We start from the raw sequence: 25,488 nt of genomic DNA on the forward strand, positions 1-25,488 counted from the left end.
TCACTCCCGGCCAGCTCGCCGACCCTGGCTGGAAAGCGGATCCAGCCGTCTGCCAGGCCCTGCCCACCTACCTCCGCAACGCCCTCGCCTGACCGTTACGAAGACACCAGCGTGGTCGGACCGCTCCCCCGGCGGGATCGCCGAGGAGGCGGGCCCGGCCGGCTCTCGGTCCTCGGCGACAAGCTCCACCGGGCTCGGCGAGGCGTGGCGGCAGTTGCCGCTCATCCCGGACGGTGCCGTCCGGCGGGTTGCAGAGCTCGCGCGGCCGGGCTGTCGGGGCGGCCCGTACCAGAGTGCACAGCAAAAGGGCCGCCCCCAACCCCGCCGCCATGTCACAGCAGAGCATGATCGACGGTATCCGTCCGCCCGCGAGAGCGCTGCCTCATGGGGGCAGGTTCAGCGATCCGAGTGGCCTGAGCTGCCGTCGCAGGCACTCGTGCCTGCGCGCTGTCCGTGCCTGAGGTGCCGGGCCCCGCCCGCAGGGGCCGAGGTCGCCGGTCAGGGGGCCGCAACGGCGAGTCGGTTGCGCGCCTGGAAGGCGGCGTGACCTTTCTGCAGGCCCAGGCGTTGAACACGGCACGCGTGCAACCCCCCGTGGACGCGTGCGCAGAAGAGGGGCCCGAACCTTGCCCGGCTTGCGGGCCCCTCCTCGCGCGCCGTGGAGCCCGCCAGGACTCTCGCCGGCCCAGATCCCGACATCCTCAAAAGACGTGGCCGCGCCCAGCGGGCCGACGATCTTCGCCTCCTGGCCCTCAGTGGCTGCCCGGCCCGGGCAGAGTCCATCCTCAATATCAGCGGTGCGGACGGATGACGAAGACGACCCGAGGTTCGCGGCCGCATGCGACGCGGTCAGCGCCGCCAGCGGGCATCACGGCCGCGAGGCACTCGACCGGGCCGGGCTTTCCCCGGCTTGCTTCAGCCGGGGCGTGGGCCTGGGGGGTCAGGCTTGCAGGAGCCGGTCGAGGAAGCCGAGGACGGAAGTGATCCGGCCGTCCTCGGCCAGGGTGACCACGTCCGAGCCGGCGACCGGCGCCGAGCCGTCGGCGGTGGACACCAGCTCCCGTCCACCTCACCGGCCAGCTGGAACTCGAAGCCGGGGAACTGCTCGTGTGCCGCCCGGATCACCGCGGCGATCTCCACGAGCCGGGATGGTCCCGCAGACTCGGCGCGTACTTCAGGCACGGGCACGGACGGGCGCTGCGGCTCATCAACCACCAGAGGCCGCGCCTCGCCCGCAGCCTCTGCGGCTGCGGGCGACGCCAGCGCCAACGTGTGCGGGAAGCGGTCCGCCAGCACCGAGCGGCAGGCCGGCGGGCTTTCCCCGCCGGCCTGCCTAGGGGTCGGTTCGTCACTGGTAGCGAGCGGTCAGGTCACGGTGCAGGCACGCCTCGGGCCTGCGGCGGTGGTGACGTCGCTGACCAAGACACGGTGGTCCTCGTTCACCGAGTGCAGAAGGCAGTTTCGGGAACCGACACCGCGGTGAAGGATGTAATCGAACTTCTTGCCCGTTTTGACGTGCGTACCGTTGCACCGGGGGTCGTAGGTGCCTCCGCAGAATGGATCGACGTCCGAGAGCTTGGATTGCCAGATCGGTCGCATCTCGCTGTACTGCGGTTGTGCGTTGAAATCACCTGCCAGCAGCGACTGGCTGTAGGGCTGCGCGGCGTGAAGCAGTTCCCTGCTGCGGGTCCGCGACGAGCACGGGCGGCTGTTCGAGTACCCCAACGTGCGGCTGGCGACGACGTACCACAGCACCGTCGCCGCCGAGCACGACGCGGTCACCGGCCGGGACGGCTCGCACAAGGCGACACGGGCCAACATCGTCGAGGCCGTCAGGCGCGGCATCCGGCTGAAGGTCGCCGTCCTCGACGGAGGCGACCACGAGCGCGCTGAGCGGGCCCGCGCCGAGATGCAGGCCCTCGGCGTCCACGAAGTGCACGTCAGCGAGGTGCGGGCTGTCTGCAACGCCGCGGGCACCGCGCTGCCCTCGACCGCGTCGCTGTGTGGGCGGTACGGGAACCAGCAGGCGGCCGTCCTCCCGGACGGCAACGTGTCGGTGTGCGAGATGGGAAGGTTCCTGACCGCGGGCAGTGTCAAGGACGCGAGTCTGGCGTCGGTGCTGGCCAGCGACCGGTGGGCCGAGGTGACCGCGAACATCCCGCGCCGCGCCGGCGCGGCTCTGTGCCCTCCCGACTGCGCGCCGAACGACGGCAGCTCGTGCGGACCGGACAACTCCGGCCCCTGTGGCCCGGCCGACGACGGCTGGCACGGGCGAGCGAGCGGACACGGAAGGGACTGCAGGGACTTGGATCTGGACTGGGAGCCTCACGCACGCCGTCTCGCTGATGGGCACCTACGGCCGGAGTCACCGTGGTGGTGGCCGATCGCCTCCACCCCCCGGCACCTGTTCGTGCCGAACTGGTGGGAGCGGGACACCCACGGCCGGGTGGCCCGCAGCGGTCCCGGTAACCCCGAAGCCTGGCTGAAGGCCGCGACCGACCGGCTGGCCGGCATCGGCCTGCACCCGCGCACCGCCGTCTGCGACATCACCAAGACGCTGCCCGGCGACTTCGACCGCATCGTGTCCACCGTCTCCGTCCGCCCCGTGCCTGCCTCTTGGCTGACCGCGCTGCGCCCCGGCGGTCGGCTGGTCACCACCATCACCGGCACCGCGATGATCCTCGTCGCCGACAAGACGCCGGACGGCGGCGCCCGCGGCTTCATCGCTTCCGACCGCGCCACGTTCATGCGCGCCCGCCACGGCGACGATTACGACGATGCCTCACCGGCCACCGAGGTGTGGCAGGCCGCGGACGGAGACGGGGAGACGGTGTCCACCAGCCGCTACCCGCTCACCTACGTGCCGGACTCGTGGGCGGTGCACGCCACTCTGGAGTTGGAGGTGCCCGGCATCGAGCACCGTACCGAGCAGCACGAGGGCGGCGGGCGCACCGTGTGGATGGCCCATCCCGACGGCTCCTGGGCCCGCGGCAGCACCGAGAAGTCGCGTGAGCTGCCGCTGGTCCACCAAGGCGGGCCCCGCCGCCTGTGGGACCTGCTGACCGACGTCCTCGACCGCCTCATCATCGGTGGGGAGCTGCCCGTGAACGGAGCCCGGGTCACCATTACCCCGGACGGGGAAACCACGCTCTCCCGCGGCCGGTGGGCAGTCACGCTGTGAGAGGCCGGTCACGGGTGGGCCGGGGCCTGCCTGGGCGCCGCGTGTTGCGGGCCTGAACCTGGCCGCCCTGAGCCCGCTCCCCCGCGTCGGCCGGGTGCGCCGCACGCTTCACGTCGGCTCGAGAAAGAAGGGCGCCTGACGATGCCACGGCAGCCGGTGCGCGGCGGCCACGGTCATCACGCGCCCTGGTAGTCCCGGCAAGACGGTCGACGAACGTGACCAGCGGGCGGTGCAGGGAAGTGGTCATGGAACCGTCCACACGGCGAAGCATGGAAGCAGGAGTGGGACACCTTTCGAGGGGCCCGGCCCCCAAGCACACATGCAGGGTGTTGGCTGGACAGCACTTCGACACCAATTGGGGAGGCATGAGGCTCCCGAGGCCGGAACGGAATGTTCACGAGTTTCGACAGCACCGTCCTCTCCTCGGGCAGCTGACGCACCGTGTCGTCGCTCTCCGCATCGTTCGCCGCAGCGAGAATCTTGCCGATTGCCCCGGGCCGGCATGGTCCGAAAGAGACGGCCTAAAGTGGCGAAATGATCACGATTGCTGACCAGACCGCCCTGGACCTGCTGGATGCGCACCTGGAGGCGCTATGGGACGGAACGGACCTCCCGCTCCCGCAGGGGCCGGTCCGCCTTGCAGCGGAAGGAGGGGGCGAGCTCGTCCACTGGGCCCTTGACCAGCTCCGGCGCGTCCCTCGCGAGCCGAAGGACGCCTTTGCCCGTCAAGTCGGCAGTCTGCTGGCGGAGTTCCGCTACCGTCGCTGTCCCTGGAACGCGGCGGCGCTGCGGCTGCTCGACGACACGTACACCTTCGCGGCTACCGGCCCTCGGCGGTACGAGGACTGGGCGCACGACGTCCGCGCCGTGCTGCACCGGTCGGTCCCTGACCCCCGGGGCTGGGTCCGACTGGACTGGGACCGCACCAACGCCGCCCGCCACACGGTGCCTGCGTACCCCTTCGATCCCCCGGACTCATCAGAGTTGCCCGGCCGCCTGTATCCCCTGGAGCCGGAGGCGGCGGTCGCCGCGCTCGCCATCATGGCCGAGGAATGGCACTCGGAACCCGCCCCCGTCCGCTCCCGCCCGGACCGGGAAGCCGTGCTCGCGGATGCCCGGACCCTGCTCGACCGGTACGGGCCCACCGCGCGCTACTGGACCAACGCGACGGCCGCCGCCTCTGACCCGGACCCGGACTTCCTCGCAGCGGGCCTCCAGGGCACCGAATCCCATGCTTTCCTCACCTCCGAGTACCTCAACGGCCTCGACTTCCTCGGGGACCTGGGCCTGATCGCGGTGACCGACGACGAGGTTGGCGTCTTCTGGTCGTTCGGGGCGTACTGACGACGTTCAATGAAGGCACCTGGCGACCGTCTGCCCCCGGCCGGGCACCGCCGCCCCGTTGAGGCGGACCGTGCCTTGGCCGACCGCCTCGGGGTGCCGTTCCGCTTCCCCTCCTGGGACGTCCCCGACGACGAGACCCCGCGCTGGCGGACAGCCCAGGTCTGTCCGAGGGGCATGATCGGAAGGTGGATCGGGACGACTGCTCGGAAGCAAGGCCAGCCGCCGGGTGCCTCCCGTTCTCGTGAACACCGCCCCAGGACTGATCCGGCCGCCTCCCGAGATGGTGAACAACCGCTGTCGCAACTCGTGCACGTAGCCAGGCAGCGCCCGCCCGGACGGATGGACGAGCGGGGGCCCGGGCGGGCGCTTGGACGGGGAGCTGCCGTAGGGCTACGGGCGCGCCGACACCACGGCGAAGGGGCGCTCGGTGAGCTCCTCGCCCGGGCGGGCGGCCAGGCACGGTCGGGCGGACTCCAGCGGGCGGACGACGGACGGTGGACGGGACTTGAACGGGCACTGGTTCATCTCGATGGCTCCTCGGAGAAGACGGTGAAGCATTGGTTGGACAGAGGTGCCGTAGCAAAGGGAGGACTCGATGCCTGTAGTGCGCCAGCTCACCGCCTGCTCCGCGCCCGCCCCCCATGTGGTCGAGGACCGCAGCTGCACGAAGGGGCGGGATATGGAGTGCCGGGTGGAGGTGTGTGCGAGCCACCGGTGGCTCGCTGGGCACTGGCCGGGCCGGCACACGAAGCGGGAGTCGGGCCGGCGCTGCGGGACGATGGCCGACCACCGGGACTACCCGCTGGTGGTGCAGTCGCACGTCGACACGTGGATCCTTCCGCTGACCGGCGAGGACCTGGACATCCACGGAGGCGACGTGACCGACATGCCGCAAGCCGCCCACCAGCGGATGCGAAAGGAATACGCGACCGTGCGACGGCCCGCGGCGACCTCTGGGACACCCGTGGCGGTCGCGCTCGGACACGCGGCCTGGCTGGCCCGAGGCAGTCGCGGCCGACCTGCTCGAGCAGGGGGAGGGCGAGCGTCAGGTCCTGGCGGCGCTCAGCGCAGCCGAGACGCTCGACAGTACGGCCTGCGGGTGGTGACGGCACGATCGTGGTCAGCGGCCCGGGAGGCGGGAACGGAGTGCCGGGCGCGGCTCGTCTCATACCGGGGTGGCTGCGGCTGCGGGCGCGGTGCGGGCGCAGAGCAGCAGTGCGCAGCCGGAGGCGGCCATCAGCGGGACGGCGAAGTGGCCGCTGAGCGGGCCGGCCAGGGCATTGCCGCCGGCCAGCCCGAGACGGATCGCGCTGGACATCCAGCCGACCTCCTCGGTTGACGTGCCCGGCGGGGCGAGCGTGGTGACGGTCAGGCTGGCGACGGTGAGCAGGGGGACGAACAAGGCGCCCGGCAGCAGCGCCAGGAGGAGGACCACGGGTGCGGAAAGCGGGGTGAGCAGGGGGAGCCAGCAGGCCGCGTAGGCGGCACCCAGCAGCATCAGGTGACGCTGCCGCCAAGCGGTGGTGGGCTGGAAGCGGGCGAACAGAACGCCGCCCAGCAGCCCGGCGGCGGAGAACGCCGCGGGCAGCACGCCCGCCAGCCAGGATGCGTCCTGCCGCTCGGCCACGGCGATTCCGGCGACGTCGAGGGCCCCGACCGTGGCGCCGAGGAAGACCATGGAGAGCAACAGGGGCCGCATGGCGGGTGGGCGCAGTACGCCGAGCCGCTCGCTACGGCGTGGTGCGGCGCGCCAGGTACGGGCCGGTGGGGCGGTGGCGAAGGCGAGGGAGCCGGCCCCGGTGACGGCGGCGGCCAGGGCGAGGGCGGCGGCCGGGGGGATCCAGGTGGCCATCGCGATGGCCAGGGCAGGGCCGGTGACGTAGACGATCTCCTGGGTGGAGGAGTCCAGGGTGTAGGCGGTGCGTACGTGTGCGTCGTCGGGCAGTACCAAGTGCCACAGGGACCGCAGTCCCGCCCTCCAGAGGTGGGCATCCGGCTCCTGCCAGGGCGACGCACGCCGGTCCGCCTCACGGGTCCGCCGCCAGGGGGGCAAGAGCGGCGAGTAGCAGCGTCGACACCTCGCCACTGGTTCGTCGGCTATCGGCAGGCCGGAAGGCGGCGCGCCGTCAGCACCGCCGCGCGGGTACGCCCGTACGGCGCGGCACGCGACGGCGCCCCGGCGGCGCGCCGGACACAGGGCGAAGCGCGGGCCGATCAGCCTTGGCCCACCGCTTCCAGGTCCGCCGCTGCGGTGAGCTGTCGCGCGAGGGGGCGGCCGCTCGAAGTGTTGGACGGCACGAATGAGTTCAGTAGCCGGGTGCCTGACCTGGGCGCTGACCTCTTTTCTGCGCAGCTGGGATCGGGAAAGTGCGCACTGATTTGTTCAGTGCGCAGACCTTGGTAGGTGCCTTCCTGGGCACCGCCGACAACCAGGCCTGTGGGAAGTGCCGGTCCGTGACCTAGCAAGTGCTGATCACGTGGTCAGTGGTAGGCGCTGACGGCTGTCAGGTACAGGGCGCAGGCGGTGCCGGTGGCGCTGCCGCCGATCAGGAGGGCGGTGGCGGGGTGGGTGCCGGCGCGCCAGGCGGTGAAGGCGGCGGCGCTGCCAATGTGCAGGGCAACCGAGAGCGCCAGCAGCAGGCTCAGCGTCTGGAGCGTAGACATCGCGGTCTCCTTGGATGAGTGGTCCCCTCCGCTGTGTGGACCAGATGAGACCGACGCTGCCTGTCCGGGGGCGTGTCCTGCCGCTGTCTGCCGCAGAGTTGGACAGATCCGCTGCCGGGCAGCTGGTGGTGGGCCTGGAGATTTCAGGGTCCGACGCGTCCGATCAGGACACGCCGGACATTGGCACGTACGGGGCGGGCATGGGCGGGACGCCGGATTTCTTCGAGGACCTGCGGCGGGTAGGCGTGCTCAAGAAGGGCCTTCTGGGCGGTCGGCCGTCGGACAATGCGCTGTCCAAGATCCCGCGGCCTCCGGTGTCCCGGGACACGGTCGGCGCGTGGCTGCGTGGTGCACGCTTCCCGCAGCGGATGGAGCCTTTGTGGGCCGTCCTGCGGGAGATCCGGACAGAATGCGTCCGTCAGGGCTGGATGGACAGCCCGGTCGATGAGATCTCGGGGGAGAGCGTTGCCGATCTGCTGGCCGAAGACCGCTGGCGCCGGACGTGGCGGGCCGAGCAGCAGCGCCGGATGCAGTCGAACCAGGAAGGGCTGGAAAGTCAGCAAGCCCGCAGGGCTCTGGCGGAGGAGGAGCGGCGCGCTCGTCAGGCGGCGCTGGCGGACCCGCCGCGTCCAGTACGGGCCTGGACCCCGAAGCGGCTCGGGGTACACCCGGCCATCTCAGGACATCCCACCACGCCGTCCAGCGCCGACTTCGTGCTGCCCGCCTACGTGCTACGCCCCCACGACAACTGCCTGCGCGCACGTCTGGCTGCCGCGGTGGCCGACAGCGCGTCGCTGCTGGTGGTGGTGCGCGGGGAGTCATGCACTGGCAAGACCCGCACCGCTCTCGAAGCTCTCACCGCGGTGCCGGACGACTTCCAGCTGCTCTTTCCCACCGACACCAGTAGCCTCCTGTCCATGCTGGCCGCGAACGTCCTCGGCCCACGTACTGTGCTGTGGCTGGACGAGGCCCAGCACTACCTGAACGGCCCGGCCGGCGAGCCCGCTGCAACCGCACTGCTGCGCCAACTCGATTCAGAGGGCCCATTCATCGCACTCGCCACCTTGTGGCCCGCTTACGACAAAACCCTGACCACTGCTCCCGAGCGTGGCAAGGAGCAGGAGGATCCTCACCGTCAAGCCCGAACGCTGCTGGCTCAAGCCCACTACATCCATCTGCCCCCCTCCTTCGCCGAACACTTGGACGCCGTCCGCGACGCCGCTGGTCATGACACGTCCTTGGCCACCGCGCTGGAAGCTGGAGGACCCGACGTCACCCAGGTTCTGGCTGCCGGACCGAACCTGGTAGCCCACTACGAACACCCCAGCGGCCCGCACGGCGTCCATGGCAAGGCCCTGATCAGCGCGGCCATAGATGCGTACCGCCTCGGCGTCACTGGGCCGCTGCCCCTGGCCCTTCTTCAAGATGCGGCGCCCGGCTACCTCACCGGCAGCGAACGCGCCGCCGCCGACCCCGACACCTGGTTTTCCGGCGCCCTCGCCCACGCACGAAGTCTGATCAAACAGGTCACCAGGCCGCTTCAGGATGTGCCTTGCTCCTCCGGAATGGGCGCGCTGCCTGGCGTGGTCACCCTCGCTGACTATCTGCAACAGCACGGCCGCCGTACCCGTGGGCTTCTCTGCCCACCCGCCACCTTCTGGAACGCTGCCGCCCATCACCTCACCAGCCCGGAAGACCTTTATCGCCTCGCCGACGCCGCCCTCAAGCGGTACCGGATCCACCACGGGGCACTCCTGCTTTGCGCTGCCGCCAACGCCGGAAGCACCAGCGCCTTGGCACGGCTGGCGGAGATGCGGGAGGAGGCCGGGGACCAGCAAGAAGCCGAGCGGCTGTACCGCGCCGCTGCCGAAGGCGGAATCCTCAACGCCCTGGGGTGGATGACCAGGATGCTGCGGCAGGCCGGGGACCAGGAGGGAGCAGAGCGGCTGTGCCGCGCTGCTGCCGACGCCGGAAGTCTCGAGGCCCTGCTGTGGCTGGCGAATTGGCGAGTGCAGGCCGGGGACCAGGAGGGAGCAGAGCGGCTGTGCCGCGCCGCCGCCGACGCCGGAAGTCTCGACGCCCTGCTGTGGCTGGCGGAGATGCGGGAGGAGGCCGGGAACCAGCAAGAAGCCGAGCGGCTGTACCGCGCCGCCGCCCGCATTGACCCCGAAGCCCTGGTGTCGTTGGGGCGGCTATGGAAGATGAACGGGGACCAGGAGAGAGCTGAGCGGCTGTACCGCGTTGCCGCCGATGCCGGAAACCACGGCTCCCTGGTGCGGCTGGCGAAGATGCGGGAGAAAGCTGGGGACCAAGAGGGAGCCGAACGGCTTGCCCGCCAGGCCGCCGACGCCGGAAACCTCGAAGCTCTGATATGGGTGGCGAAGATGCGGGCCTGGGCCGGGGACCAGCAGGAAGCTGAACGGCTTGCCCGCCAAGCCGCCGAAGCCGGAAAGTTCGACGCCCTGGTGTGGCTGGCAGAGATGCAGGAGGAGGCCGGGGACCAAGAGGGAGCCGAACGGCTTGCCCGCCAAGCCGCCGACGCCGGAGCAGCCAGCCACCTGCTATGGCTAGTGCAGATGCGGGCTTGGGCCGGGGACGAGGAGGGAGCCGAGCGGCTGTGCCGCGCCGCTGCGGATGCCGGAAGCTTCGATGCCCTGGTGTGGCTGGCAGAGATGCGGGAGAAGGCCGGGGACCAGCAGGAAGCCGAGCAGCTTGCCCTCCAGGCCCGCGCCGGAAACGTCCTGGCGTGGCTGGCAAAGGTGCGGGAGGAGGCTGGGGACGAGCAGGAAGCTGAGCAGGTGTGCCGTGCCGCCGTCGAAGCCGGAAACCTCGACGCCCTGTGGTGGCTGGCAGAGATGCGGGAGGAGGCTGGGGACCAGCAGGAAGCCGAACGGCTTGCCCGCCAGGCCGCCGAAGCCGGAAACCACAGCCCCCTGGTATGGCTAGTGCAGATGCGGGCTTGGGCCGGGGACCAAGAGGGAGCCGAGCGGATTGCCCGCCAGGCCGCCGACGCCGGAGCAGCCAGCCACCTGATGCATGTGGCAGAGATGCGGGAGGGGGCCGGGGGCCGGCATGGAATCGAGCGGCTATGCCTCCCCGCCCTCCCCAACGACAGCCCCTGGGCCTGGACGTGGTCGAAGAGGCTGAAATATTGGCGCCACGGCTTTGAAGCAGACGGAACGGCCTCCCGGCCATGGGTATGGCCAGAACCGTGCACGGCTGCCAACGGCTACTCGTAGGCACGCCTGCTCTGCCCGATTTCACTGCGCTACTCAACTCGGCATGTTCGCAACCAGGGCCCCGCTGCGGTGTCGGCGCCTCCACGGGGCGGTTCGTCACCGAGCGGGTAGCAAGTCCGCTACCGCCGCGCGGGTACGCCCGTACGGCGCGGCACGCGACGGCGCCCCGGCGGCGCGCCGGACACAGGGCGAAGCGCGGGCCGATCAGCCTTGGCCCACCGCTTCCAGGTCCGCCGCTGCGGTGAGCTGTCGCGCGAGGGGGCGGCCGCTCGAAGGGGCTGCGTAGGTGTGGGTGGTGGTCCACACCGCGCCGTAGGCCAGGGCAGTGCGAGGTCGGCCGTCTGGGCAGTTGAAGCCCACGGTGCGTTACGGCGGCGGAACAGGGTCTCCAGCACCTCGTAGGCGGCGATGAGTTCCGGCGCCGTGCGGGTGCGGTGATATCCGACGTGGTCGCCCAGTGCTTCGACCGCCCTTTGGCGGCGCGTGTGGCACCGTCGCGTCGACCGGGACAGGCCCGCCAGGTCCACCGGCAGCGGCACCGTGGCGTAGAGGGTTTGCTCTGCTGGGCGATGAGTTCACCGGCCGTGTATGCGTGCAGCCGGCCGTCCTCGGTGCCGATGAGGGCGAGCTGTTCCTCCGGGCTGTCGAGCTGGAGCCAGCGGCGCAGCGTTTCGGGCCGGCCGTGGGTGACTTCCTGCAGCAGCAGGCGGGCAGGGTCGGTGCCGGGCAGGGCGATGCCGGTCTTGCCGACGGCGGGTGCCAGGGCGGTGGTCCAACGGGTGGGATCGTTGCCCTGGCTGACCCAGGCCAGGGCGTAGGCGTCCGTGCCCCCGCTCGGCCAGCCAGGTGGGAAAGTCGTCGGCGCGGGTGTCCTGCTCGCTCATCGAGGGGCTTTCTGCTCGGCGGTGGGACGCCGCGCGGCCCGTGGACGGCGGCCGGCCGCAGCTTGCCCGCGCCGCGACCGCCTGGCCGGCGGGCCGACGAGCCCGTTCCGCCACGCGGAATCCGGCACGCGATCCGTGGCGGGGTTGTCCCGCAGGGCGGGGCGCACACCGAGGCATTGCCGCGTTTGGCTGCGGGCCGCCGGGAGCGTGCAGGGCGTGGCTTTGTTCGCGGGCTGATCATCCGAGGGTCATGGCTGACCAGGGTCGTCGAGGCGTTCCGTGGGGCCGGCGAAGGAGAGGAACAAGGTTCGGGTGGACAGCAGCCAGGTGTCTTCTACCTTGCGGAACTTGTCTTCGTAGTGCCCCACCTGAACTGGGGGCCGGGGCGGTACGAGCCCTTCGGAGTAGCCGTCGACTCGGTACGTCGTGAAGTAGGTGGTGGCGGCAGCCGTGTCCCCGGAGGTCACGGTGACCAGGATGTTGGTGCATATACGGCGTGACAGCCGGTCCGCCGGTCGGCCACCGAAGTAGGTGCGCAGTGCGTCGTGACCGGCTATGCGGCGATCGCCGGCGGGCCATTCCCAAGTGCCGTCCTGCGTGAACAGATCGGCCACTGAGCTCGGGTCCCCGAGGTCGAGCCGGTGGACGAACTCCACGATCAGCCGCTCACAGGCCCGCTCTGCGAGCAGCCGTTCCATCGGGTCAAGAGTTTCAGCATTCATGATCAACTCATATCAGTTCAAGCACGGCCGAGGGAGACTCGCTCCGAGCTGCGGCCAGGTGCCGGGGGTTCTGGAGCCGTGCCGCCCCGACTGCCAATCTGTGGGACTAGCGGTTGTCCAGGGCGTCGCCGACGGTGTCCAGTCGGGCCTGGGCCCAGTCGTTGACCCGCGCCTGGGAGCCGACACAGGCGATCATGGTCGATGTCTGCTGCGCAGCGCGGTAGGTAGAACGCGCCGCACTCATCGGCCGAGATTCAGCTCTCCGCGCCTGATGCTGCCATGGCGAACCGCTCACCCTTTTGCCGGAAGTGTTGCGTGGGTGGAGCCGATGGAGCGCCAGGTGGTTTCAACGGTGCCGCCTCCGACGCGGACCCGCAGCAGTGCTTGGACGTTCAGCGTGGCGCCAGAGCTGTGGCGCGCGGTGCCGGTCTGCCGCCTGCTTGATCGGTAGGGCCGCGATCAGCTTCTGGTCGAGGTTGTTGCCGAGTGGTATGCGCGCGGACGTACCGCAAGAGTGAAGCGGCCCAACCTGGCTCGCTGTCAAGGCCGTTGTCGCTACGCAACCCGGCCTGCCTGCGGACGGCTTTCCGGAGTGGTCGACGTTCCCAGTTGCTGCTCATTGCCGACATGCTGACGTCCCTGTCCGGAGTGGGGCTACTGCACTTGCGGCTCGGCGTGAAATGGCTCAAATGGCGCCAGGTGCCGGAACGTTAGGGCTCCACCGGAGACTTTGGCTAGGGGTTGGACGAAGATCTCTCAAAACTCCTCGGGAACCGCATCGGTGTGTGGATGGATGAGGCCTGAACCCGTCTCGGGGCTCTCGGCGTGTCTTGCAGCTACTTGCTCGATGTGCGGTACACGCACACTCGCGCCATGGGAGCGCACCCATCGCGTCGGTCCTGCGGGAATCCGGCAACGGGCGCCAGGTGAAAGCGATTTCCCCAGGTCGTCGGTTTTCGCAGGGGTCACATAAAGGTCGTGCGCGGCTCTTGACGTTCGGCAGGCCGAACGGATCTCATGGGCTTGCTGTTCGGTCTCGTTTAGTTCTGATCGATCGTGTGCCCTTGCGGCCTGGAACTCGATGGCCGCTGCCCTGCCCCAGGAGTCGTCATGCAACTCTCTTCCTCCGATCTCTCCTCTCCCGGCCCCGACCGCCGCACGCTGCTGCGAGGGATGGGCGGGGCCGTTGCGCTAGGCGCCGGCATCCCCTTGCTGAGCGCCTGCGGCGGCAGCGGCACGGCGAGTGACCCGAAGACCGTCACGGTCGGTTCCAACGCGTCGGACGCGGTGCCGAAGAAGGCGTTCGCGGACATCTACGCGGCCTACAAGAAGAAGTCCGGGGTCACCGTCGACGTGAACACCAAGGACCACAACACGTTCCAGGAGCAGATCAACTCGTATCTGCAGGGCACGCCGGACGACGTGTTCCACTGGTTCGCCGGCTACCGCATGCAGTTCTTCGCGGGCAAGGGACTGGCCACGCCGATCGATGACGTGTGGAAGACCATCGGGGACAACTTCTCCGTCCCGATGAAGGTGCTCAGCCAGAGTGAGGACGGCAACCACTATTTCGTCCCGCTGTACACGTACCCCTGGGCCCTCTTCTACCGGAAGAGCGTCTTCAAGCAGTACGGCTACGAAGTTCCCACCACCTGGGACCAGTTGGTCGCGCTGTGCAAGCAGATGAAGAAGGACGGCCTCGTCCCGATCTCCTTCGGCGACAAGGACGCCTGGCCCGCGATGGGCACCTTCGACCAGATCAACTTCCGCGCAAACGGCTACGACTTCCACGTCGAGCTGATGGCCGGCAAGGCCTCCTGGACCGACGCCAAGGTGCGCAAGACCTTCGACCTGTGGACCGAGCTCCTCCCCTACCACCAGGACGGCGCCGTCGGCCGCACCTGGCAGAACGCCGCCCAGACTCTGGCCTCGAAGAAGGCCGGCATGTACCTGCTGGGCACTTTCGTGGCCCAGCAGTTCACCAACCCGGCCGACCTGGACGACCTCGACTTCTTCGCCTTCCCGGAGATCGACCCGGCGTACGGGCAGAACACCGTCGAGGCGCCGACCGACGGCTTCATGCTCAGCAAGGCCCCGAAGAACAAGGCCGGTGCCGTCAAGCTCCTGGAGTACCTGGGCACACCGGAGGCCGAGGCGCTCTACCTCAAGGCCGACCCGAGCGTCGTCGCCGCCTCCACCCACGCCGACACCTCCTCGTACAGCCCGCTGCAGAAGAAGGCGTACGAGATGATCTCGGGCGCGAAGAGCCTGACACAGTTCATGGACCGCGACAGCCGCCCCGACTTCACCTCCGCGGTGATGCAGCCCGCGCTGCAGAAGTTCATCCGCGATCCGAAGGGAATCGACAGCCTGCTCTCGTCGATCGAGCGCCAGAAGAAGACGATCTTCGCTACCTCATGACTGTCACGCGGAACACCGGTACCGGGACCGGACTCACCAGCACCCCGGGAGCGACCAATCCCATGCCCCCGCACCCGGGGCCCCCGGAGACACTGTCCGCAAAGGGGAGGAGCGAGCGGGTGCGACAGGGGCACCGACGGCTGTTGACCCGCCGCGACCGGCTCACGCTGTGGCTCATGGCCGGCCTGCCGACCGTCCTGCACATCGCCCTGGTGTGGGTCACGGCGCTGGCTTCGATCGGGCTGGCCTTCACCACCTGGGACGGCATCGGCTTCGACTCGATCCAGTGGGTCGGGCTGCAGAACTTCAAGGAACTGTTCACCAACAACCCGCAGTTCTGGCCCGCCGTCCAGCACAACGTCATCTGGCTCGCCGTTCTGATCCTCCTACCCATGCCGCTGGGGATGTTCCTGGCGGTACAACTGGACAAGAAGATCCGCTTCAGCAGGGTCTACCAGACCGCGTTCTTCCTGCCCGTCGTGATGTCCTTCGCCGTCATCGGCTTCGTCTGGCAGCTCGTCTACAACCCCGACACCGGCCTGATCAACAGCCTCATCGGCGCCAACAAGCCCGGCCACTACATCGACTGGATCGGCGACCCCGACCTGAACCTCTGGGCCGTGCTGGTCGCCGCCTGCTGGCGGCATACCGGCTACCTGATGATCCTCTACCTGGCGGGCCTGAAGGGCGTCGACCCCTCGCTGCGGGAGGCGTCCGCGATCGACGGCGCGAACGAGTGGCAGACGTTCAGGAACGTCATCTTCCCCACACTGCGGCCCACCAACACCATCGTGCTGGTCGTCACCATCATCGAGGCCCTGCGCGCCTTCGACCTGGTCTTCGTCTTCAACAAGGGCGCCGAAGGCACCGAGCTGCTCTCGATCCTCGTGACCAACAACATCATCGGCGAGTCCAGCCGCATCGGATACGGCTCCGCGATCGCCGTCGTCCTGCTGGTGATCTCGCTCGCCGTGATCATCCCGTACCTGGTGGCCACCTTCCGGAAGGAGCGGCGATCGTGAGCGCCTTCACCACCGCGCTCAGCAAGCAGCGCACCCCCCTGCGCCCGGCCCGGATCCTGCTGCACGTCTTCCTCGCCGGCACCGCACTGGCCTGGCTCGCTCCGCTGCTCTGGGCGATCCTCGCGGCCCTGCGCCCGTACGGCGAGACCAGCGAGAAGGGTTACGTGTCCTGGCCCGACAAACTGAGCCTCGACAACTTCACCAACGCCTTCCAGCAGTCGGACATGATGCACTACTTCGGCAACACGCTGCTCATCGCGGTGCCGGCCGTGCTGGTGACGCTGTTCCTGTCGTCGATGGTCGCCTTCTACGTCAGCCGCTTCGACTTCCGCCTCAACCTCTTCCTGCTGCTGGTCTTCACGGCGGGCAACCTGCTGCCGCAGCAGGTCATCATCACCCCGCTGTACCGGATGTACCTGCTCGTCGACCTGCCCGGCATCACCATGTCCGGCAAGCTCTACGACTCCGCCCTCGGCCTGGTCCTCATCCATGTCGCGTTCCAGTCGGGGTTTTGCGCCTTCGTGCTCAGCAACTACATGCGCACGCTGCCGCACGAGCTCACCGAGGCCGCGCTGGTCGACGGCGCCTCGGTGTGGCGGCTGTACTGGCAGATCACGCTGCCGCTGTGCAAGCCGGCGATGGCGGCCCTCGCGACCCTGCTGTCCATCTGGATCTACAACGACTTCTTCTGGGCCATCGTCCTGATCTCCACCGGCGAGAACATGCCGATCACCTCGGCCCTGAACAACCTCTCCGGCCAGTACTTCACCGACCCCAACCTGATCGCCGCCGGCGCCTTGCTCACCGCGATCCCGACGCTGATCGTGTACTTCGCGCTCCAGCGCCAGTTCGTCAGCGGTCTGACCCTCGGCGCCAACAAGGGCTGACCATCGGCCGCGCCGGCCCCTTTCCGCCTTCCCACCCCTCATTCCTCTGGAGCCGGTATTGAGCACAGGGCGGCAGTTGCCCCTCCCCAGCACGAGCGCCAACGCCCCACGACGCCAACCTCGATCAAGAGCAGGAGACTCCGGACAGATGAATGCCGACCTCTGCTGTAGGTGCAACCGCTGGACAGACGCCCCCATTTCCGTGGGCCACATCCAGCGGTCTAGTGCCCCCGACCGGACGCTATCCGTCTGCCCGGACTGCATCCCCCGTTTCACCTGAGCCGCTCTCGCAGCCGACGAACCCCATCCATCCCGCACCAGTAGCCGTCGGCGGGGCGCCGATGACGGCGTCGTCGGCCGCGGCGACGGCCTCGCCAGGCTCCTGCCGAGCTGCCGTTGAACACCTCCGGGAAGTCCGCTGAACGGGACTCGGCCGAAGGCCGACAGCGGACGTACCCGACGTCCAATCCCTCGATCCTGGCCCCACCTCACACATCATGTCAGCCCCGATCCGGGGTGGGGCCAACCCTCATTCTCGATCAGGCCCAGCGCAGATCGACCATGGGGCCGAGAGCCGCCCGAGGGTGGGTTCGACCTCCTTCCCGAAGCCGCCCTCCCGTTCACGAAGGAGCAATGATGCTCAGACGTGTTCTCACGGCAGTGCTGGCCGCCTGTGCCGGCGTGCTCGCACTCCTGGTGGTCGGGCCGCCCGCCCATGCCGCCCCGGTCACGTCGACCAACCCCATCGATTTCACCGGGACCAATGGCGATCCCGTCGACGCCCATGGTGGCGGGGTGATCAAGCACAACGGCTCGTACTACTGGTTCGGGGAGAACCGCCACTCGGACGACACCTTCAAGGCCGTCTCCGTCTACAAATCGGCCGACCTGAAGACGTGGGAGTGGGTGGGCGATGCCCTGAACGAGGCGAGCGATCCCGAGCTGGAGTCCGCCAAGATCGAGCGTCCCAAGGTGATCTACAACAGCACCACCAAGAAGTTCGTCATGTGGATGCACAAGGAGAACGCCACGGACTACCTCGAGGCCCGCGCCGCCGTCGCCGTCTCCGACACGATCGAGGGCCCCTACGACTATCAGAGCAGCTTCCGGCCGCCGAGCGGCACCGAGTCCCGGGACATGACGCTGTTCGTCGACAAGGATGCGAACGGCAATGAGACCGCTTACCACGCCACGGCCGCCAAGGACAACGCAGACCTGCGCATCTACAAGCTCAACTCCGCCTTCACCGGGTACGACACCAACTACAAGATGAAGGAAGAGGTCGCCCTGGTCGCCAACCCCTGGCCGGGCCAGTATCGGGAGTCCCCGGCGCTGTTCAAGCGAGACGGTGTCTATTTCATGTTGACCTCCGGCACCAGGGGCTGGAATCCCAACCAGCAGAAGTACGCGACCTCCACCAGCCTCAGCACTGGTTGGTCGGAGATGAAGGATGTCGGTAACGACATCGCCTACGACTCCCAGACCACGTTCGTCCTGCCCATCCAAGGCACGTCGGGCACGTCGGGCACCTCGTACCTGTACATGGGCGACCGGTGGGCCGGCGCCGATATCAGGGGCAGGCGCCCGGTCAACGAATCCACGTACGTCTGGCTGCCGCTGACCTTCCCGACCAAGACCACCATGAACCTGCCCTGGTACCCCCAGGTCGAAATCGACACGGCGGCGGGGACGGTCAAGGGCGTGGGCGGCGGCCCCTACTACAACCTCGTGGCCCGGCACAGCAACAAGTGCGTCGACGTCAAGGACAACTCCTCCGCCGACCACAACTCCTCCGCCGACGCACCCGATACCCAGAAAGCCCCCGTCATCCAATTCACCTGCCACGACGGCCTCAACCAGCAGTGGCGCCTGGAGGGCGCAGGCGACGGCTATTACCGCATCCTCGCCCAGCACAGCGGCAAGTGCCTGGACGTTGAGCATGCGTCCACCGCAGACGAGGCCTTCGTGAACCAGTACAGCTGCGGCAGCGGCCAGAACCAGCAGTGGAAGTTCGACGACCAGGGCAACGGCTACTACCGCCTGGTTGCACGACACAGCGGCAAGTGCCTGGACGTCCCGGCTGGCTCCAAGAACGACGTTGTCCGCCTCATCCAGTACACCTGCGGTACCGGCACCAACCAGCAGTTCACGCGGCCCAAGGTCTGAACCTCCTGGGTCAACGCATCTATGCGCACCACCGCACGCTGGGCCCGGGCCCACCCCGGTCCGCGCCTCGCGTCGGGCGCTCCCCGGACATGCTCGGTACCTCACCGTCACCGACACGAGAGGCGACACCATGCGCAGATCGGTTCCTCGTGCCCTCTTGGCAGTCTTCGTGGTCTGCCTTTCACTGCTCGCCCTTCCGCCGACGCCGGCCGCGGCGGCCGCCCCAACGACAAACATCACGGTCGACGGGACGTCCGGCGGCCGGACCTTCGACGGCATCGGGGCGATCAGCGGCGGCGGCGGTAACAGCCGCCTGCTGGTCGACTACCCGGAGCCGCAGCGCAGCCAGATACTGGACTACCTCTTCAAGCCCGGCGTCGGCGCCTCGCTGCAGACACTCAAGCTTGAGATCGGAGGGGACACCAACTCCACCGACGGCGCCGAAGCCAGCCACGAGCACACCAAGGGCGATGTGGACTGCGACGCCGGCTATGAGTGGTGGCTGGCCCGCGAGGCCAAGGCTCGCAATCCGGAGATCAAGTTCGCCGGCCTGGCCTGGGGCGCGCCGGGCTGGATCCCCGACGGGAACTTCTGGTCCTCCGACACGATCGACTACCTGATGGGCTGGATGGACTGCGCGAAGCAGCACAACCTGACCATCGACTCTCTCGGCGGCTGGAACGAGCGGGGCTGGAAGGCCTGGTGGTACGTCGACCTCAAGAAGGCGCTGGTCTCGAAGGGCTACGCAACCAAGGTCGTGGCGGCTGACACCGACTCCTGGGCAGTTGCCGACGACATGAAGGCGGACGCGGCGTTCCGGGACGCGGTGGACGTCATCGGCGTGCATTACCCGTGCGGCTACAGCAACGGCGGGGCCATCGGCAACAACGCCCCGTTCACCACCTGCAACAGCACGAGCACCGCGCAGAACATCGGAAAGCCACTGTGGGCCAGCGAGAACGGATCACAGGACACCGAGGCGGGCGCCGCACCGGTGGCACGGGCTCTCAACCGGGACTACATCGACGGTCGGATGACCGGGTACTACAACTGGCCGCTTGTGGGCTCGCTCTATCCGAACACGTACTTCGCCTTCAATGGACTGGTGTCGGCCAACCAGCCCTGGTCGGGCCACTATCGCGTCGGCAAGACCACATGGGTCATGGCCCACACGACACAGTTCGCGCAGATCGGGTGGCGGTACCAGGATTCCGCCAGTGGCTATCTGGGCGGTGACCGGTCCAACGGCAGCTACGTGACGCTGCGAGCGCCCGACGGTGGCGACTACAGCACGATCATCGAGACGACGGAGGCCACCGCCCCGCAGACCTTGGATGTCCGGGTCACCGGCGGCCTGTCCACTGGTCAGGTTCACGTGTGGGCCACGAACCTCAACACCAACTCGGACAGCGCTGCTGACAACCTGGCGCACACCACCGATGTCACGCCTTCCGACGGCCGGTACACCGTGACGCTGCAGCCCGGCCGTGTCTACACGCTGACAACTACGACCGGGCAGGGCAGGGGCACGGCGGGATCGCCGGCGGCCTCGTCACTGAGCCTGCCGCAGTTCAATGACTTCGAGGCCAAGGGCGTCACCTCGTCTCCGAGGTACTTCACGGACATGAACGGTGCCTTCCAGACCGTGTCCTGCGGTGGCGGACGTGGGGGCACGTGCCTGCGTCAGATGGCCACGGCCGCCCCGATCCGCTGGACCGGTGAGCCGTACTACGCGCCGTACACGTTCATGGGCGACGACTCGTGGAGCAACTACACCGTCAGCGCGGACGCGATGCTGGAACAACCAGGCGCGGTGGAACTCCTTGGCCGCGTGACCATGCAGGGCAGGAACAACAACGGCCTGGAGGCCTACCACCTGCGGGTGAGCGACACGGGTGCCTGGTCGATCCTCAAGAGCGACTCCGCGTGGAAGTTCACCATCCTGAAGAGCGGCACCACAGCGGCCCTCGGCACGAACCGCTGGCACTCCGTCGCCCTGACCATGCAGGGCTCAACGATCACGGCCAGGGTCGACGGCACGGTGCTGGGCAGTGTCACCGACTCGACCTACGCTCACGGCCGCGCCGGTCTGGGCGCGGTCGATTCCGCCGACGCGACGACCGGCGGCGGATACAAGACGCAGCAGTTCGACGCGTTCTCCGTCACGCCCGGGACCGATCCGACCCCTGCACGTGTCGGCTCCGTCCCGTCGGGCATCTCCGGCATGTGCTTGGACCTCCCCGCAGGCAACACCGCTGACGCCACGCCGGTGAAGACCTACAGCTGCAACAACAGTTTCGCGCAGATCTGGACCCATAACCCGGCCGACGGCACGATCAGGATCGGCGGCAAGTGCCTGGACGTCCCTGAGCAGGCCACGAAGAACGGCACCAAGGTTCACATCTGGACCTGCAACGGTGGAAGCAACCAGAAGTGGACTCCGCAAGCCGACGGCACGCTGCGCGGCACGCAGTCCGGGCGATGCCTGGACGTCCCGGAGGGCAGCACCAGCCCTGTGCAGCTTGTGATCTGGACCTGCAACGGCGCAAACAACCAGAAGTGGAAGCTCCCCGGTTAGGAAGGTGGCGGAGATCCCTTGTAGTCCAAGGGATCTCCGCCCCACCTCGGCACCTCCGACAGCCTCATCCACCCTGCCGATCCTCTGCCCGTGTGGCCATCGCCGACGCCATCAGATCTGCTCACCCCCCTTCCGGATCACGGTGCGGTCGGCTCGCGCGACACGGCCTGTCCCGTCCCGAGGAGGACGTGCGACATGATCAGTCACCGATCACGGTGAACGCCCCCGGGGTGCGCACCGACCCCGACGAAGCCGCGTCGTTCGTCAAGGCGACCGGTGTCGATGCCCTCGCCGTCGCAGTCGGCACCTCGCACGCGATGGTGCAACGCACGGCCGCACTGGACTTCGACCTCATCACCCGGCACCGCGCCGCAGTACCCGTACCGCTGGTCCTGCACGGCTCCTCCGGGGTCGGTGACGCCGACCTCGCCGAAGCGGTGGCAGCCGGGATCACCAAGGTGAACATCGCCACCCACCTCAACCAGGTGTTCACCGGCGCGGTCCGCAGCCACCTCGCCGACCACCCCGCCGGGGTCGACACCCGCGAATACCTTGCCCCCGGAAGCGCCGCGATGGCCCAGGAGGCCGCGCGGCTGCTGTGCCTGCTCCGGGCCGGATGAACACTCAAGAAGGAAGTTCTCATGCGAACAACCAGACATCTCGCGGTCCCGGTCGCCCTGGGCCTTGTGGCCTGCGCCCTGACCTTTGCCGGCGCTACGGCCCACGCGGCGCCAGCAGCACCCGCTTCCGGCACCGTCTACACCCTGACGAACGCCGCGAGCGGCCAACTGATGGACGTCAGATACGGCTCGACCGCCCCCGGCGCACCCGTCGTTCAGTGGCCGTCGAAAAACGGGGCCAACCAGCAATGGTTGCTGACCCGGACCAGCTCCGGCGCCTATACCGTCAGGAGCGCCAACAGCGGCCTGTGTCTGGACACCCCCGCCCCGCAGAGCTCCATTCCGCAGCTCGTCCAGAACACCTGCAACGGCTCCGGCAACCAGCAATGGAAGATCCAGCCCGTCGGCGACGACACCACCTACACCCTTGTCAACGCCGCCAACGGCCTGCTCGTCGACAACAAGCAGTCGTTGGACAAGGACGGCAACGAGATCATCCAGTGGCCGTCCAACGGCGGCGCCAACCAGCACTGGACCCTCACGCCCGCCCTCACTCCGCTCACACGGGTCGGCACTTACACCGCCGGCCTGATGTCCAACGGACCCTCTTTCACCAACCAGAGCATCCGCATGGTCGCCCACACCACCGTCGCAGGGTCCAAGCTCCGCGTCCGACTGAGCAACCGCTACGGCACCGCACCGCTGACCATCGACGCCGTCGACCTTGCCCAGGAAGGCGGCACCCCCGGCACCGCCGTCCCCGGCACCCACCGCACCGTCACCTTCAACGGCAGCGCCTCCGTCACCATCCCCGCCGGGCAGGACGTCGCCAGCGATCCGATCCCGATGGGCGTGGCCGCGAACACAGACCAGCTCGTGAGCCTCCATCTGCCGGGCACGCCCGCCGGCACGACCTGGCACGCAGAGGCACAGCAGGATGCTTGGGTCTCCACCGTCGGCAATCACGTCACCGACGACGGCCTCGGCAACTACCCGTCCAAGAAGTGGTCCTGGTTCTTCCTCGAAGGCCTGGACGTCATCTCCTCGACCGCCACCGGAACACTGGTGTGCGTCGGGGACTCCATCACCGACGGCGTCGGTTCCACTTGGGGCGCCAACCGCCGCTGGCCCGACTACCTCGCGCGGCGCATGAACTCCGCCCCCGGCGGCCCCACCCTCGGCGTCGTGGACGCCGGCATCGGCTCCAACCGCGTACTGACAACCGCCGGCGGCAACAACCCCAGCCTCGTGAGCCGATTCGACCACGACGTGCTCGGCCAGCCCAACGTCAAAAGCGTGATCCTGCTGGAGGGCATCAACGACATCGGCAGCAACCTCGGCTCCAACGGATCCACCCCACTGACCGCCACGGACCTCCAGAACGGCATGCAGAAGGTGATCGACAAAGCCCACGCCGCAGGCGTGAAGATCATCGGCGGGACGATCCTGCCCTACGAGGGCGCCGGCTACTACACGCCTGACGGCGAGAAGGTCCGCCAAGCCGTCAACCAATGGATCCGCACCAGCGGCGCCTTCGACGGCGTCATCGACTTCGACAAGGCAGTGCAGGACCCCCGCAACCCTCGGGCCCTCAACGACGCCTACGACAGCGGCGACAACCTGCACCCCAACGACGCCGGCTATCAGGCGATGGCCAACGCCGTGAACCTCGCCCTGCTCACCCCGTAGCACCGTGTCAGCCTCCCCTTCCTTTGGAGAGCCGCATGTCCCGCACCACTGCACGTAGTTGGACCAGACGCGTCATCGCCCAGCTGCTCGCCGCCGGACTCGCCGTCGCCGGCCTGGCGTCCCTCGACCGGCCGGAGACTTCGTCGCCCCTGTCCGCCGAACCGGCTGCCGTGAGCACCTCTCAGATAGGCGTCACCCCGCCGCCCATGGGCTGGGCATCGTGGAACAGCTTCTTCAGCAGCATCGACCACAACGTGATCAAGCAGCAGGCCGACGCCCTGGCCTCCTCGGGTATGACCGCCGCCGGCTACAAGTACGTCAACCTCGACGACGGCTGGTGGCAGGGCGGCCGGGACGCGAACGGCAACATCGTCGTCGACGAGAACCTCTGGCCGGGCGGCATGAAGGCGATCGCCGACTACATCCACAGCAAGGGCCTGAAGGCCGGCATCTACACCGACGCGGGCAAGAACGGCTGCGGCTACTACTACCCCACCACCCGGCCCAAGGCGCCCAACACCGGTATGGAGGGCCACTACCAGCAGGACCTGGAGACCTTCCAGCGCTGGGGCTTCGACTACGTGAAAATCGACTTCTGCGGCGGCCGTGTGGAGGGCCTGGACCAGGAGACCACGTACCAGCAGATCGCCGCCGCCAACGAGGCCGCCTCGGCCGTGACCGGTCGCAAGCTGGTGCTGTCGTTCTGCGAGTGGGGCTCCGGACTGCCGTGGAACTGGGCGCCGGGATACGGCGACCTGTGGCGCACCAGCGTCGACATCCTGCAGAAGGACGAAACCCCGCAGCTGACCAAGATGTACTACAACTTCGACGAGGCTCTGCAGCCCGCGGCCCAGCACACCGGGTACTACAACGACCCCGACATGCTGATGGTCGGCGTGAACGGAATGTCCGCCGCCCGCAACCGGCTGCACATGAGCCTGTGGTCGATCGCCGGCGCCCCGCTGCTGGCCGGCAACAACGTCGCCACCATGAGCGCGGAGACCCGCGACATCCTCACCAACCCCGAGGTCCTCGCCGTCAACCAGGACCCGCGCGGCCTGCAGGGCGTCAAGGTCGCCGAGGACACCCGGGGCCTGCAGGTGTACGGCAAGGTCCTCTCCGGCACCGGCAAGCGCGCGGTGATGCTGTTCAACCGCACCGGTTCCGCCGCGAACATCACCGTCCGCTGGGCCGACCTCGGCCTGACCTCGGCCTCCGCCACCGTGCGCAACGCCTGGACCCGCACCGACGCCGGGTCGTTCGCGACCAGCTACACCACCTCCGTCCCGGCGAACGACGCGGTACTGCTGACCGTTTCCGGCACCGAGGCCTCCGGCAGCACCTACGAGGACACCACCACCGCCACCACCCCCACCTTCAGCAACATCACCGCCTCCACGGCGGGCACCAAGCTCGTCGACATCACCTACGCCGACGGCGGCAGCACCGCCCGCAAGGCCACCATCCAGGTCAACGGCCAGTACAAGTACGTCGTGGCCTTCCCGCCGACCGGCTCGGCCACCACCTATCGGACCGTGTCCGTGCTCGCGCACCTGGCCAAGGGCGCGAACACCGTGAAGTTCGCCGCGATCTCCGGCAGCACCACCCCCGACATCGACGCCCTCCGCGTCCAGGGCATCCCCGGCACCGACGGCGCGGCCCTCGTCGGCGCCGCTTCCAACCGCTGTGTGGACATCGACAAGAACACCCACATCAACGGCAGCAAGCCACAGTTGTGGGACTGCTCCGGCGGACGCAACCAGACCTTCCAGCAGACCTCGCGCGGCGAACTCGTCGTCTACGGCGACAAGTGCCTCGACGCCGTAGACGACAGCGAGGACGACAAGGTGGTCCTCTGGGACTGCCACGACGGCGCCAACCAGAAGTGGACCGTCCACTCGAACGGCACCATCACCGACCTCAACGGCAAGTGCCTGGACGCCTCTGGCGCGGCAACCGCCAACGGCACCCAGCTGATCCGGTGGACCTGCAACGGCCAGGCAAACCAGAAATGGGCCCTCACTTGACGAGACCAGTCGAAGTGACAGATGTACCCGGGACGACCGGGACG

General features: G+C 68.6%; 15 protein-coding genes and 2 pseudogenes. 11 read left to right on the plus strand and 6 right to left on the minus strand.

Translation table 11 applies throughout. The features are described 5' to 3' along the window. Positions 1 to 940: 940 nt before the first annotated feature. Positions 941 to 1,296, minus strand: a pseudogene (locus ACZ5CW_RS31185) (nuclear transport factor 2 family protein). A gap of 69 nt (positions 1,297 to 1,365) precedes the next feature. Next, positions 1,366 to 1,755 carry a hypothetical protein gene (locus tag ACZ5CW_RS31190; RefSeq protein ID WP_468607260.1) on the minus strand — a complete coding sequence of 130 codons (390 nt, stop codon included), beginning with the start codon at positions 1,753 to 1,755 and terminating at the stop codon, positions 1,366 to 1,368. Here ACZ5CW_RS31190 and ACZ5CW_RS31195 point away from each other — a divergent pair. Beyond that, positions 1,727 to 3,181 carry an SPASM domain-containing protein gene (locus ACZ5CW_RS31195; protein WP_468607262.1) on the plus strand — a complete coding sequence of 485 codons (1,455 nt, stop codon included), beginning with the start codon at positions 1,727 to 1,729 and terminating at the stop codon, positions 3,179 to 3,181. The two genes, ACZ5CW_RS31190 and ACZ5CW_RS31195, sit on opposite strands and share 29 nt — an antisense overlap. A 534-nt stretch (positions 3,182 to 3,715) precedes the next feature. Then, positions 3,716 to 4,525: a hypothetical protein gene (locus ACZ5CW_RS31200; RefSeq protein WP_468607264.1), complete on the plus strand. Its 810-nt coding sequence runs from the start codon at positions 3,716 to 3,718 to the stop codon at positions 4,523 to 4,525. A 390-nt stretch (positions 4,526 to 4,915) separates the two neighbouring features. Here the strand turns inward: ACZ5CW_RS31200 and ACZ5CW_RS31205 are convergent, their stop codons facing one another. The 3 genes from ACZ5CW_RS31205 to ACZ5CW_RS31215 all read right to left on the minus strand — a co-directional run bounded on the left by ACZ5CW_RS31205 (position 4,916) and on the right by ACZ5CW_RS31215 (position 7,189). Beyond that, positions 4,916 to 5,050, minus strand: coding sequence for a hypothetical protein (locus ACZ5CW_RS31205; RefSeq protein WP_468607266.1), 135 nt, complete (start codon positions 5,048 to 5,050; stop codon positions 4,916 to 4,918). 640 nt (positions 5,051 to 5,690) lie between these two features. Then, positions 5,691 to 6,476, minus strand: a complete 786-nt coding sequence (locus ACZ5CW_RS31210; RefSeq protein WP_468607268.1) for an MFS transporter — start codon at positions 6,474 to 6,476, stop codon at positions 5,691 to 5,693. Positions 6,477 to 7,006: 530 nt separating this feature from the next. Continuing rightward, the gene (locus ACZ5CW_RS31215; RefSeq protein ID WP_468607270.1) at positions 7,007 to 7,189 is read right to left on the minus strand and encodes a hypothetical protein; all 183 of its coding nucleotides are present in this window, start codon (positions 7,187 to 7,189) and stop codon (positions 7,007 to 7,009) included. 128 nt (positions 7,190 to 7,317) lie between these two features. On the opposite strand from ACZ5CW_RS31215, the gene ACZ5CW_RS31220 reads away from it, so the two are divergent. Next, positions 7,318 to 10,428, plus strand: coding sequence for an SEL1-like repeat protein (locus ACZ5CW_RS31220; protein ID WP_468607272.1), 3,111 nt, complete (start codon positions 7,318 to 7,320; stop codon positions 10,426 to 10,428). 1,132 nt (positions 10,429 to 11,560) lie between these two features. On the opposite strand, the gene ACZ5CW_RS31225 is transcribed toward ACZ5CW_RS31220, so the two are convergent. Next, on the minus strand, positions 11,561 to 12,034 hold the full coding sequence (locus tag ACZ5CW_RS31225) for a nuclear transport factor 2 family protein (RefSeq protein WP_468607274.1): 474 nt from the start codon (positions 12,032 to 12,034) through the stop codon (positions 11,561 to 11,563). A gap of 1,110 nt (positions 12,035 to 13,144) precedes the next feature. On the opposite strand from ACZ5CW_RS31225, the gene ACZ5CW_RS31230 reads away from it, so the two are divergent. From ACZ5CW_RS31230 to ACZ5CW_RS31265, 8 genes and pseudogenes are all read left to right on the plus strand, one after another. Next, positions 13,145 to 14,455, plus strand: coding sequence for an ABC transporter substrate-binding protein (locus ACZ5CW_RS31230; RefSeq protein WP_468607276.1), 1,311 nt, complete (start codon positions 13,145 to 13,147; stop codon positions 14,453 to 14,455). After that, positions 14,452 to 15,477 carry a carbohydrate ABC transporter permease gene (locus ACZ5CW_RS31235; protein ID WP_468607278.1) on the plus strand — a complete coding sequence of 342 codons (1,026 nt, stop codon included), beginning with the start codon at positions 14,452 to 14,454 and terminating at the stop codon, positions 15,475 to 15,477. The genes ACZ5CW_RS31230 and ACZ5CW_RS31235 overlap by 4 nt, the downstream gene beginning before the upstream one ends. Then, positions 15,474 to 16,364 carry a carbohydrate ABC transporter permease gene (locus ACZ5CW_RS31240; protein WP_468607280.1) on the plus strand — a complete coding sequence of 297 codons (891 nt, stop codon included), beginning with the start codon at positions 15,474 to 15,476 and terminating at the stop codon, positions 16,362 to 16,364. The genes ACZ5CW_RS31235 and ACZ5CW_RS31240 overlap by 4 nt, the downstream gene beginning before the upstream one ends. A gap of 636 nt (positions 16,365 to 17,000) precedes the next feature. Beyond that, entirely contained in the window at positions 17,001 to 18,530 is a 1,530-nt protein-coding gene (locus ACZ5CW_RS31245) for an RICIN domain-containing protein (RefSeq protein WP_468607282.1), read from the plus strand. A 157-nt stretch (positions 18,531 to 18,687) separates the two neighbouring features. After that, positions 18,688 to 21,108: a ricin-type beta-trefoil lectin domain protein gene (locus tag ACZ5CW_RS31250; protein WP_468607284.1), complete on the plus strand. Its 2,421-nt coding sequence runs from the start codon at positions 18,688 to 18,690 to the stop codon at positions 21,106 to 21,108. A 215-nt stretch (positions 21,109 to 21,323) separates the two neighbouring features. Next, a pseudogene (locus ACZ5CW_RS31255) lies at positions 21,324 to 21,728 on the plus strand (class II fructose-bisphosphate aldolase); the annotation flags it as partial. A 21-nt stretch (positions 21,729 to 21,749) separates the two neighbouring features. Beyond that, positions 21,750 to 23,417, plus strand: coding sequence for an RICIN domain-containing protein (locus tag ACZ5CW_RS31260; protein ID WP_468607286.1), 1,668 nt, complete (start codon positions 21,750 to 21,752; stop codon positions 23,415 to 23,417). A gap of 35 nt (positions 23,418 to 23,452) precedes the next feature. Further along, complete coding sequence (locus ACZ5CW_RS31265; protein ID WP_468607288.1) at positions 23,453 to 25,444, plus strand: ricin-type beta-trefoil lectin domain protein; 1,992 nt, start codon at positions 23,453 to 23,455, stop codon at positions 25,442 to 25,444. Positions 25,445 to 25,488 lie beyond the last annotated feature (44 nt).

The organism is Streptomyces sp. NPDC031379 (genome assembly GCF_055569615.1).